This window comes from Rhizobium sp. BK098 (genome assembly GCF_014193155.1).
Taxonomy (GTDB): Bacteria; Pseudomonadota; Alphaproteobacteria; order Rhizobiales; family Rhizobiaceae; genus Rhizobium.
On sequence record NZ_JACHYY010000019.1, the window covers coordinates 25,970 to 37,407 of the forward strand.

Genomic DNA, 11,438 nt, shown 5'->3' on the forward strand with positions numbered 1-11,438 from the left:
TTATCTGGGAGGTGAAAATGAGTAGACCAGAAATCTTAAGTGCCGGCTTTACAAGCAAGGATGGAGCCAATCCGTCCGAACGGTTTCGTCGCAAACCTGCCTTAACAGCCCGCAATCCCATCCGGTTTCTGGCGGTCGGGCGACAAGCCGGACGATGGACTCGGTTGACAGGCGAAGCTCGCCTATTCCGTTTGATGTCAGCTTCTCGAAGCCGTCATGCCGACGGGTTCCATTTGGGAGGAAAATTATGGATGACGCGGTGAGAAATAACGGCAGAGTCGCCCTGATTTCCGGAGTAACAGGTCAGGACGGAGCGTATTTGGCCGAAATGCTCCTGGAGAAGGGCTATATCGTTCACGGCATCAAGCGGCGCTCATCCTCCTTCAACACCACTCGTATCGAGCATCTCTACGAGGATCCCCACGTCGAGAATCCTCGCTTTATCCTGCATTTCGGAGACATGACGGATTCAACGAATCTGATCCGGATCGTTCAGGAAACCCAGCCTGACGAGATCTACAATCTTGCGGCACAAAGCCATGTCCAAGTCTCTTTCGAGACGCCGGAATATACATCCAATGCGGATGGAACAGGCACCCTCCGGCTGCTTGAAGCGGTTCGCCTCTTAGGCCTGACCAAGAAGACCCGCTTCTATCAGGCGTCCACCTCCGAACTTTACGGCAAAGTTCAGGAAGTTCCCCAGAGCGAGACGACACCGTTCTATCCTCGCTCACCCTACGCGGCTGCCAAACTTTATGCCTATTGGATCGTGGTCAATTATCGCGAGGCCTATGGCATGCATGCCTCGAATGGCATTTTGTTCAATCACGAAAGCCCCATCCGCGGCGAGACATTCGTGACGCGCAAAATTACTCGGGCGGCCGCGGCTATCCATCTTGGCCTCCAGGAACGACTCTATCTTGGCAACTTGAATGCCAAGCGTGACTGGGGGCATGCGCGAGAATATGTCCGCGGCATGTGGCTGATGTTGCAACAGGATGAACCGGAAGACTACGTCCTGGCGACCGGCGAAACCCACTCTGTTCGCTCCTTTGTCGAGAAGGCCTTTGCCAAACTGGGCATGCCGATTGCTTGGCGTGGCGAGGGTGCTGAGGAAAAGGGATACGACAAGACATCGGGTCATTGTGTGGTGGAGGTCGATCCAGCTTACTTCCGCCCGACGGAAGTTGATCTTCTGATTGGCGATCCAACGAAAGCGTATAAAAAGCTTGGCTGGAAACATGAGACCAGTCTCGATCAGCTGGTTGCGGAAATGGTTCGCGAGGACCTGAAAGTAATGGCGCGAAATGTTCCGTCGATAGGTGTGAACAAAGGCTTGGCTTATGCCTGAGGTGATCTACAGCCTTGCTGGAAAAAAGGTCTATGTCGCGGGCCACCGCGGCATGGTGGGCTCTGCGATCGTGCGACGTCTCGCTTCTGAGGACTGCGAGATTTTGACGGCCACGCGCGCCGAGGTCGATCTGAGACGGCAGGAACAGGTCGAAGCCTGGATGTGCAAACACCGCCCCGACGTTGTCTTCCTGGCCGCAGCGAGGGTCGGCGGTATTCTCGCGAACGCTACCTATCCGGCTGATTTTCTATACGATAACATGATCATCCAAGCGAACGTCATCCATGCAGCTTATAAAACTCACGTCGAAAAGCTGATGTATTTGGGCTCGTCCTGCATCTATCCAAAATTCGCCGATCAGCCGATCGCTGAGGAGGCGCTTCTGACCGGACCCCTTGAACCAACGAACGAATGGTATGCGATCGCCAAAATTGCCGGATTGAAGCTCTGCCAAGCTTATCGCAAACAGCACGGCAAAGATTTCATCTCGGCCATGCCGACCAATCTCTATGGTCCGGGTGACAATTTTGACCTCGAGTCGAGTCATGTCATGCCGGCACTAATACGCAAAACGCATGAAGCCAAGATTCATCAGCAGCAAGAAATATGCATCTGGGGCACTGGAAATCCACGACGCGAATTCCTGCATGTCGACGATTGCGCCGACGCGTGCGTCCATCTCATGAAGACCTATTCGGCCGAAAGTCATGTGAATGTCGGCTCCGGCGAAGATATCACCGTCCTCGACTTGGCGCATCTCGTCTCCATGGTTGTGGGTTTCGAAGGTAAAATTACTCACGATCTGACCAAACCGGATGGCACGATACGCAAACTCATGAGCGCCGACAAACTCCGCACACTCGGCTGGTCGCCTAAGATAGGGCTAAAAGAGGGCATCGCAGACGCTTATCGCTCTTTCCTGAACGGGCGTAATTTTGAACGCAGTAACGCAGTGCCGCTAGACGGCAGCGCTTGAAGTGCTTCCTGGGGATCCGTTCAGTGATTCTTCCGCAGGGGCGTCCTCGCCACCATGCTCGTCCAAGACGGTGCTGTTGACAGACATATCATCCTGGTCCGTCGCAGCTCGGCATCGACCATGTGGTCACTTGCGAAATCACCTAATTCGGGGAGGCGCCGTGCCCGTCCTCGGCTCTTCGAACCAGGCGAGCGACCACCTCAGTCCGGTTCTGGACCCGCAACTTGCGCATTATGTGCTGCAGATGCATCTTCACCGTATGCCCCGACAAGTTAAGCTTTCCTGCGATAACCTTGTTTGAGCAGCCACATTGCAACTCCGCGAGAACCTCCGCCTCCCGAGGAGTGAAATCGGCTATCGGCCAATATTGCGTCCTTTCATCCAAGCTTTTCTCCGCCTCGTTTCTGGCTGGAGCATGTTCGTCTGATCCATCTGCAACAACGCCCAGCAGCTGCGGGCAGAATGTTCCTCCCGCCAGAACGAGACGAAGGCCGGCAAGGGCGATATCAATGGGAAGTGATGTCGAAAAGAAGCCCCGGATGCCCATCTTGAGCGCCTGACGAACTATGCCGACATCATCTGTACCTAAGAGCAACGTGATAGGAGCCTCGGGAAAACGCGCCACAATTTCCGCGAGATCGTTGTGTAGACTTGCACTCTCGACACCTCTGCCGGCCAGATCGAGTGCAATCAAACGCACCTCGGCCCCGAGAGCCCTATCGAGACTCTCTGTCGAGGTCATGTCGATAAAATTCCACCCGGCAAATTCAAGCTCAAGAAGCTTCACCACAGTCGTACGTGCCAATGTGGAATGCTGAATAACGACAATAGTTGGTAAATTGCGCCGCATTTGACGCTTGGATTTTGCACTGTTGGACACCTGCCTGCTCCCCAGAATAGTTGCAGCCCAACAGTGATCCAGATTATTCCCGTTCTCGTTTCATGTCATGACACAAAAAAGAGGTACTATCGATATCAATAGTCTTATCTATTACGATAGCTCTTATGACTGAAAGAGCAAAGCAAGAGACAATCATTGCATGCGGAACACATCGAACTCTTATTGATGAGAAGATGCGATCTCAACATATTTCACAGAATTCACGCGTAGAAATCATGTCAACAAAGATTTCAAACATGCTGAAAAAATATGATCTGATACAAATGCACCCAATAAAATTGGCTGCTAGAATTATGCCAGTAAACAGTTTTTTTAAATCCAGGCTCTCAACTTAAAGCAGCTGCGGCACTGAACAGGCACCGACGGATACCAGCCAAACGCAGCGGTCGAAATCTAAGACAATGTGGATAGGGTCACCGTGGAATATTCGGTACCGTAGTGACCGGGCATTCCGCGCCATGTCTCTCCGAAAGGCAAAGGCCAAACGGATGAAGCAATCCAGCATATGGCTTTTATGGCGCGGAAGACGGCTTCACGAAGTTGAGCTTTCGCAATACCGGCAGGAAGACCATCTGTCAGCTATGCATGAAGCCCAGAATGTCGTCCACGAGGGCCGAATGGGCGTCCGTAAGGTTGCCGCCTCCGCCGTGGCCCCCGAGGCCGGCCAATTGAAGCGCATGCTGATCGTAGAGAACATGATCGATCTGCTGGGCGTCCGCCGTCCCACCGGCAGGAACTGCGATATTGATGGGATGGAAATAGGCGAGATTGACGTCTACCATGCTGCCGGTTGACGATCCAACCCCACCGCCGCCAGCTTCATGGTTGCCGGTAAAAATCGTCCCCGACGACATATTGAAGCCACCGCCGTTGCCGCCGATGCCGGCGATCTGCATCGTACCCTGATCGAAAACGGCATTGTTTGTCTGATGGGCCTCGGCCGAGCCGCCAGCGGCACCCACTGCGATGTTGATCGGGGAGAAGATGGCCACATTCACGTCGACCATGCTACCGACGAAAACTCCGTTGCCGCCGTGCCCCGCATAATTGTCACCGGTAAATGTAACTGTAGTTCCCGGGCTCACCGCCGAGTCATGGATCGCGGCATTATGGTCTCCACCGGAGCCGCCGATGCCGCCCATCTGGGTTGCCCCCTGCAGGAACATGGCGTTGTTCGATTGATCGGCGTGAGCCTCAGCGCCAGGGCCAACCGCCACAGCCGCGTTCACGGGGGCAAACACCGCAGCATCCGAGCTCACGAGCCCCCCGAAAAATAGACCGTTGCCACCGGTGCCGGCATGATAGACGTCACCTCCGCCGCCGATGGCAACATTGCCGCTTCCGCCATTCCCGCCGATCCCTGCCATTTCTATGGGGTGCTGATTGACCAGCGCATCGTTGCCCTGGAAGGCGTCGGCACTCGAATGAGGTCCCGCAATAGCAGCATTGGACGGCATGAAGGCAGCCAGTGCGTTGCTGTCGATCACGCCTTCGCTTATCCCGTCGCCGCCGCTACCGGCTGAATTATAGTTCGGACCCGAAGCGACATCCAATGGAAGCCAGGTCGGTACCAGAGCCAGATGCCCCGCAGCCGAATTGGAGGTGAGGTTCTGATCGGTGCCTGTTTTGGACAAGTCTTCCAACAAGGGACGAATTTCCGGCATTGCCGTCTCCATTCCACGCTCAACCGCACGCCTCACCCAGCGTGCAGCCTATGCAACTTGAATTGTTCAGGCATTGTGCATCTGAATGCAGGAAAAACAGAGCCTGCAATTCGTCTACATCCTCTCGGCTACTACCGTAGCCATTTGGCTGTCATGGACGCAGTGCCCGGCCGAGCGAGTTTGAGGGCACCAAATCTGGCTCTGAAATAGAAGTCCGGCTTCGCCAAACCCCTTTCCGGTAGCGCAACACGCTGGTTCTTTTGCCCCCGAACAGGATCTCCTCTGCCAGCGGAGTCTGATCAGAAGCCCGGAATCTAGCCGATTCGCTTAGGGAGCCGTTGCTTGGAAGAGCGGCATCGCTTCGACCAGGCACACACATAGTCTCGACGACGCCATCGGGCGCCAAATCACCAGATCTCAAGTCGAAATAACAATCCGACGCCTCCAAGCATACGCCCAAAAGAACGTCACCGAATATCTAGATAGCTCGCGGGTTAAATCGCGAGTAATATTTACCTGTGGTTGTACTTACTGGCGGCGAGATGCTGGATATCCACGCCGTAGAACGAACACGAACGAAACGAAATTGAAGGAGGGACACCTATGCCCATTCCACAAATATCTGACACGATTCACTTCAGTGACCCGACTGCAGGCGACGCAAGCGCCGGCAACGGCGGCGATGGCATCAGCCATGGCAATATTGACTACAACCCCGTTGCGTACGTAGCCAACGTGCAATCGGTCGAAGGAGCATCTACCGATCTGCACAACGGCGACCATGTCGGACAGATGGCAGATTGGACTGCCGGCAGCGGCGGACCTGGTGGCTTTACTCAGGCCCAGAATGGCTTCCTGGCGGCAGTCACGAATAGCGGCGCCGGCGGTGCCGGGGGAGATTCTCACTCCAACGGGAGCCAGGGAAGCGTGAGCGGTGGCGATACGGCGGCGGTAAGCGCGGCTACGACGGCGACGCAATATACTCAGCTTATGGCTGATCAGCATGCCACCATTCTCGCTGGAGTCGGCGGCAACGGCGGTAACGGCAACATGGCCCGCGGCGGCGACATCTCGGCAGCGCTAGTTCACACGGATCCCTCAACGACGACCGTGAACAATGCTCTCGATCATTTCACGAACGACTTCGGCCATATCGATCTCAGCCATCTTGGTTCATGAATCATAGGCCCTGAGGGTCGCCGGCTTCGGCTAGCGACCCTCATAGGTTGCATAGTCGGCAGCCTCGTCTTTTCAGCGTCAGTGGAGCGAGATCGGATAATGGCAACGCTTTCTGTAAAGCCATCGCGCCCACAGACACAGCTCGTCGTTGCGCTTCGGGCCTGTGCCGGTGCCTTCGGGTTGGTTTTCCTCTATAGCTGCGGCTACAATCTCTTTCTTCTAGCCCCTTCCGTTTATCTCCTGCAGATCTACGACAGGGTCCTGTCGAGCAGAAGCACTGACACGCTACTGATGCTGACGATCATTATCGCCATCGCCGTCGTAGTCGGGTCCACGCTGGACATCGTGCGCCGGGCAGCTCTTTCGCGCATCGGCAGTTGGCTGGATCACAGACTACGACCCATGGTGCTCACCGCATCATTCGAATATGCTGCTCGCGCCGATACCGGAGCCGCCACGGAGTGCTACAGGGACCTGGCTACCTTACGGCAGTTCCTCGATTCACCGGCAAGTTCCCTGTTTTTTGACGTTCCCTGGGCGCCGCTATTCCTGCTCCTGCTCTTCCTGGTTCATCCGCTGCTTGGAACCATCGGCCTTCTGAGCGCACTTGCACTTCTGCTGTTTGCCTTTCTGACGGAACTGGCGACGCAGGAGCCGCTTGCCCGTGCCAATCTTGCCCTTTCGAGGGGCTATCTGCGATTTGCGAGCGCCCTAAGAAACATCGAGGTAATTCGGGCAATGGGCATGCAGTATGGTGCAGCGCTGCTCGTCTATCGCGATGCGGAAAGGGCGAGAAGGGCGCAGGACATCGCGATGCATCGGACGGAGATCGTTCTCGGTTTCTCGAAATCGATCCGCACCCTCGCGCAGATCCTAATGATGGGATCTGCCACATGGCTGGTGCTTGCGAGCAACAGCAGTCCAGGGATCATCTTCGTCGCGAGCTTGCTGCTCGGGCGCGGGCTCGCACCCATCGAGGGCGCAATAGGTGCATGGCGCTCCTTTACGTTTGCGCGCAATGCGTTCAATCGCCTGAACGGAATGCTGATCGTCATTGCATCGGAACACGATGTCCGAACGGTGCCGCAACCAGAACCCAATGGCCTTGTTCTCGATAACGTCGGCTATATTCAACCATTCGCCAACAGGCAGATACTAAGCGGTATCACGCTGCGCCTGGCGCCTGGCGATTGCATCGCCCTCATCGGCCCCTCGGGATCGGGAAAATCGACGCTAGGTCGCGTCATAGCGGGCGTTGTACAAGCAACAAGCGGGTGCGCTCTTCTTGGTGGGGTAGATATTTCGGCTCTGCACCTTTGCGGAGGGACCCACCATGTCGGATATCTGCCGCAGGATGTCGAGCTCTTCGGCGGAGCAATCAAGGACGTGATCGGCCGGCTGGATGGAGGAGATCCCACCAAAGCGATCGATGCCGCGAAGCTGGTTGGATTGCACGAGGCGATCATGCGGCTGCCAAGGGGCTACGAGACCGATATCGGCGAAGGTGGAAGCCTGCTCCTTCGCGCTCAACGCCAACAGCTAGGGTTGGCACGGGCCGCCTATGGAAATCCGTCCCTCATCGTTCTCGATGATCCGAACTCCAGCCTGGACTATGACGGTGAGCGCATGCTGCACAAGGCAATCGAACGCATGAAGTCCAGGGGCATGACCATTGTTATCATAACTCACCGCATGGGAATCCTGCCAGTTACCAACAAGATCGCCATCATGCGCAACGGGACGGTGGCTGCCTTCGGCGACAGCGAGCGGATTTATGAAACCTATCTTCAACCGCCATCGCGAACGGGAACGTAGGAGGGACGCGGACATGACCCTTGTTCGACTGGACGCAACGCTGGCGAGATTTTCAAATTCCTCGAGAGCGAGCCAGCGCTTTGCCGAAGGGTCGATTGCGACGCCCAAGCAACTGGCAGCCTACGCGCCGGTGCTCGGGACGAAACAGCGCGGGCCTGCCCCCCCTTCGCCCATGCCGGGGCTTAGGGGCGTTATATGGACGGGGAACCTGTTGATCGCCATCTTCATCGTCGGATTGGGAATCTGGTCGGTTCTGGCGCCGCTGAAAAGCGCAGCTGTTGCATCGGGCGTCATCGAACCGGAGTCCAGCCGTAAGACCATTCAGCACCTGGAAGGCGGAATCGTGCGACGCATACTCGCGAAAAACGGCGACGCGGTCACGGCCGGACAAGTCTTGATAGAACTCGACGACACGAAGTCCCGCTCGGAGCGCGACAGTATTCAGGGACGGCTTTGGGACGCCGAAGGAAGTCGCGCCCGCCTGCTTGCCGAGCAGACGGGCGCCGACCATATCGCTTTTCCGCAGGACTTCAGGTCGGCAATGGACAGAGATCCCTCGGTCGGCGCGATTCTGACTGGACAACGGAAAATCTTCGAAGCGCGTCGTCAGGTCATGCAGGCGGAGGTTGGCATCACCAATGAGAAGATCGCCCAGGTACGGCAGGAAATCGTAGGACTTGGCGCGCAGAAGGCAGCACTTACCGACAGGGCGGCAATCTCGCAGCAGGAACTGGATCAGGTTACGGCCCTCAACGCCAAGGGATTGGAACGAAAGAATACCGTTCTCAACCTCCAGCGGGAAAAAGCAGACCTTGCAGGGCAGCAGGGTCAGGTGGAGGCGCAGATTTCCCGCGCCTACCAAGTGATCAGCGGGGCACAGGCCGATCTCGCAAAGCTTGAGAGCGACCGGCTGAGCGAAGTCGCGCAGGGCATGCGCGATACGGAAAACCAGATCATGCAATTGCGCGAGCGCTTGTGGGCGATCGACGACCAGCTTTCAAGGACCGAGATCCGTGCCCCAGAAGATGGAACAATCATGAACCTGCGCATCCACACCGCCGGCGGAGTGATCGGCGCGGGCGAGCCGCTCGTCGATCTTGTGCCGCGCAGCGATCGGCTCATCGTATCAGCCCACGTCAGACCGGAAGACATCAATCTCGTCCGAGCGGGGCTTGAAGCGCAGGTTCACCTCCTCCCATACAATCAGCGGCGCGTTCCATTGCTGAAAGGCCGGGTCGAGTATGTATCGGCGGACCGTCTCACAGACGCGCAGAGCGGCCAGCCGTACTTTGCCGCGACGATCCGAGTGACGGACGAGCGGTTGGCGAAAATGAGCGATGTCGAACTGGTCGCGGGCATGCCCGTACAGACATTGATCGAAACGGGCAAAAGCAGCGTGGCGTTCTACGCCGTCAGACCACTTATCGACAGTTTCCACAGAGCATTTCGTGAGGACTGAAGCGTTGATGGGCAAGAGAAAATTCGACGACGACCAGATTACCGGCATTCTGAAGGAGCACCAGGCAGGGGTGACGGTGGCGGATGTTTGCAACAAGCACGGCATCAGCGAGCCGACCTTCTATCGGTGGCAATCCCTCCATTTGGGAAATGCCGGTCTCGATTCCAAGAGAGTGAGAGCACTGATGGAAGAAAACCAGAAGCTCAAGAAACTTCTGGCCGAAGCCATGCTCTCGGCGGCGACGCTGAGTGAGATGCTAGCGAAGACATCGAATGGGCGAAACTAACGTCTAATCATCGAGCGCAGCCGCGTTCGGCCTTTTGGGTCAGAGCGGGTAGCGTGTTTTTGGCCAAGCAGTCTCCGAGGTAAGGGGAAAGGAATACGGTTCAAAAAGGCAATGGACTCTATCATCATTTGGCTAAGCTCTTGAAGGAATCTCACGCATAGCGGTTCTAAAAATAATTCGCGTCGAAGGACAATCTTGCCGTGTTACATCGAGGCGACACTGAAAAACACCACAAAAAGATGGTCGACCGCGGCCGCCTCCGATCTCTTGGAAGCTGTCAAGTCGTTCTATCTCTCCAAGGATCACGGAGGAGAGAAGGCGGAAGGTTGCCCGCTGTGGCGCCGACTGCGCATGCGGCTCGGCAAGGAAGAGACGTCAGGCGCTCATTTGAGGACGTATTGCCGGCTTCGTCTTCGAGAGCGGTATGCCTACTCCTTTTGAGGGAGGGCCAGCACTGTTCGGTGAAGTTGAATAAAAAGCAACCTGTCGTATCATTTGCAGCTATTCCTTTTGGAAAAGGAGACGACCATGTCCTCCGGGAAAAATCCGACGCAGCCGCGTAATGCTGCACGCAGACATTTTTTAGGTGTCGCCGCAGCGGCCAGTGCCGGGCTTGCTGGCATAGCAGCCTTAGCGATAGCAATTTCTACCTCTCCCGCGAGTGCGATGGGGCGTCTTTGGGGGCGGGGCGACGCTGACGGACACGGAGACTCTCACGGCAGTGGTCCCGGTGGAGGCTATGGCGGCGGTGCGAACTGCTTTCTGCGTGGTACGGCGATCCTCACCGATCGCGGTGAAAAGCCCGTAGAAGATCTACGCATCAATGATTGCGTGACCCTTCCGGACGGAAGCGCCCGCCCGATCAAATGGATCGGACGCCAAGTCTTCAAGAAGAGCGGCGCACGCTGGCACAAGGACGTCATCCCGATCCGAGTTTCCCGTCACGCGCTGGATGGCCACACACCACATTCCGATCTGTACCTGTCGCCCGGCCATGCGCTGTTTCTGGAGGGCGTTTTTATCCGCGTGAAGGAACTTGTGAACGGCACGACTATCGCACCTGTCATCCCAGCCGACGGCATGCCGATTGAGTACTATGCCGTGATGCTCGATACGCATGAAGTCATCCTTGCCGAGGGTGCTGCTGCCGAGACTTTTTGTCTAAAGGATAGCAATCACGAGAACTTCGCCAATTTTGCCGAGTACACGCGTCTCTATGGCGAAGAACGCACCGTGATGACATCCTATGCGCCGGTGCTTGGCGGCGGCTGGATGCATTTTAAAGCGCTTATCCTGCTCGGCGTTTCCCCGCTAGTGCCAGTGCGCGATCCGGTCCGGGATGCTTGCGAGAAGATCAACGCACGAGCCAAGGAGCTATCGCCCTGATAAGCTGCGCGACTGCGATCAAAGTCTCCGGGCTTCAGGGTGGGTTCAAGTCGGAATTTACATACGTCCAACTCGGATTTCAACTTCGTCCAATCCGGAATTTTGCCGTCCGTTTCGGATGTGAACATGTGCCAGCTTGGGGCCACAACAAGAGCAGTCCGAAATCGATGGGATGGAATGCTCCCGCTCCCCCGGTGCTAGAATGGCATCGTGTGTGGAAGGCTCCCGCGTTGAGGGAAAATGGCTTCATTATGCAGCGCATCTCGAGTGCAGTCGTGGGTAGCGTCGCCTTAACTGATTCTGGCCGAAGGAGGGGCTTGTGCGCCGAACGTCAGAGCACGCTGGACAATGCGATTTCACGCCAGGTTGTGACGGCATCGGCGCGGAGTTGGCGGTGGGCTGCGGCAGTGTGACATTTCCG

9 protein-coding genes are annotated in these 11,438 nt (G+C 56.5%); 7 read left to right on the forward strand and 2 right to left on the reverse strand.

From position 1 onward, the window contains the following. The first annotated feature begins 247 nt into the window (after positions 1-247). Both gmd and FHT73_RS27735 read left to right on the forward strand, forming a co-directional pair. On the forward strand, positions 248-1,351 hold the full coding sequence (gmd, locus tag FHT73_RS27730) for a GDP-mannose 4,6-dehydratase (protein WP_112611270.1): 1,104 nt from the start codon (positions 248-250) through the stop codon (positions 1,349-1,351). Then, positions 1,344-2,327: a GDP-L-fucose synthase gene (locus FHT73_RS27735; RefSeq protein WP_183716239.1), complete on the forward strand. Its 984-nt coding sequence runs from the start codon at positions 1,344-1,346 to the stop codon at positions 2,325-2,327. Before gmd ends, FHT73_RS27735 begins: the two co-directional genes overlap by 8 nt. A gap of 142 nt (positions 2,328-2,469) precedes the next feature. On the opposite strand, the gene FHT73_RS27740 is transcribed toward FHT73_RS27735, so the two are convergent. Beyond that, on the reverse strand, positions 2,470-3,177 hold the full coding sequence (locus FHT73_RS27740; protein ID WP_183716248.1) for a response regulator transcription factor: 708 nt from the start codon (positions 3,175-3,177) through the stop codon (positions 2,470-2,472). 626 nt (positions 3,178-3,803) lie between these two features. Next, entirely contained in the window at positions 3,804-4,892 is a 1,089-nt protein-coding gene (locus FHT73_RS27745; protein WP_112399409.1) for a hypothetical protein, read from the reverse strand. A 603-nt stretch (positions 4,893-5,495) separates the two neighbouring features. Here FHT73_RS27745 and FHT73_RS27750 point away from each other — a divergent pair. The 5 genes from FHT73_RS27750 (at position 5,496) to FHT73_RS27770 (ending at position 11,017) form a co-directional block, all read left to right on the forward strand. After that, complete coding sequence (locus tag FHT73_RS27750) at positions 5,496-6,071, forward strand: PE-PGRS family protein (protein ID WP_112399410.1); 576 nt, start codon at positions 5,496-5,498, stop codon at positions 6,069-6,071. Between the two features lie 99 nt (positions 6,072-6,170). After that, a complete protein-coding gene (locus tag FHT73_RS27755) occupies positions 6,171-7,886 on the forward strand; it encodes a type I secretion system permease/ATPase (RefSeq protein ID WP_183716241.1) in 1,716 nt (571 codons plus the stop codon). A 13-nt stretch (positions 7,887-7,899) separates the two neighbouring features. Next, positions 7,900-9,345 carry an HlyD family type I secretion periplasmic adaptor subunit gene (locus FHT73_RS27760; protein ID WP_183716250.1) on the forward strand — a complete coding sequence of 482 codons (1,446 nt, stop codon included), beginning with the start codon at positions 7,900-7,902 and terminating at the stop codon, positions 9,343-9,345. A gap of 7 nt (positions 9,346-9,352) precedes the next feature. Continuing rightward, complete coding sequence (locus FHT73_RS27765; RefSeq protein ID WP_183716242.1) at positions 9,353-9,631, forward strand: transposase; 279 nt, start codon at positions 9,353-9,355, stop codon at positions 9,629-9,631. A 528-nt stretch (positions 9,632-10,159) separates the two neighbouring features. Continuing rightward, positions 10,160-11,017: a Hint domain-containing protein gene (locus FHT73_RS27770; RefSeq protein WP_183716244.1), complete on the forward strand. Its 858-nt coding sequence runs from the start codon at positions 10,160-10,162 to the stop codon at positions 11,015-11,017. Positions 11,018-11,438 lie beyond the last annotated feature (421 nt).

Excerpts from the sequence above, each read along its gene's own strand:
- gmd (WP_112611270.1), top strand. The coding sequence starts at position 248 with ATGGATGACGCGGTGAGAAATAACGGCAGAGTCGCCCTGATTTCCGGA.
- FHT73_RS27735 (WP_183716239.1), top strand. The coding sequence starts at position 1,344 with ATGCCTGAGGTGATCTACAGCCTTGCTGGAAAAAAGGTCTATGTCGCG.
- FHT73_RS27740 (WP_183716248.1), bottom strand. The coding sequence starts at position 3,177 with ATGCGGCGCAATTTACCAACTATTGTCGTTATTCAGCATTCCACATTG.
- FHT73_RS27745 (WP_112399409.1), bottom strand. The coding sequence starts at position 4,892 with ATGCCGGAAATTCGTCCCTTGTTGGAAGACTTGTCCAAAACAGGCACC.
- FHT73_RS27750 (WP_112399410.1), top strand. The coding sequence starts at position 5,496 with ATGCCCATTCCACAAATATCTGACACGATTCACTTCAGTGACCCGACT.
- FHT73_RS27755 (WP_183716241.1), top strand. The coding sequence starts at position 6,171 with ATGGCAACGCTTTCTGTAAAGCCATCGCGCCCACAGACACAGCTCGTC.
- FHT73_RS27760 (WP_183716250.1), top strand. The coding sequence starts at position 7,900 with ATGACCCTTGTTCGACTGGACGCAACGCTGGCGAGATTTTCAAATTCC.
- FHT73_RS27765 (WP_183716242.1), top strand. The coding sequence starts at position 9,353 with ATGGGCAAGAGAAAATTCGACGACGACCAGATTACCGGCATTCTGAAG.
- FHT73_RS27770 (WP_183716244.1), top strand. The coding sequence starts at position 10,160 with ATGTCCTCCGGGAAAAATCCGACGCAGCCGCGTAATGCTGCACGCAGA.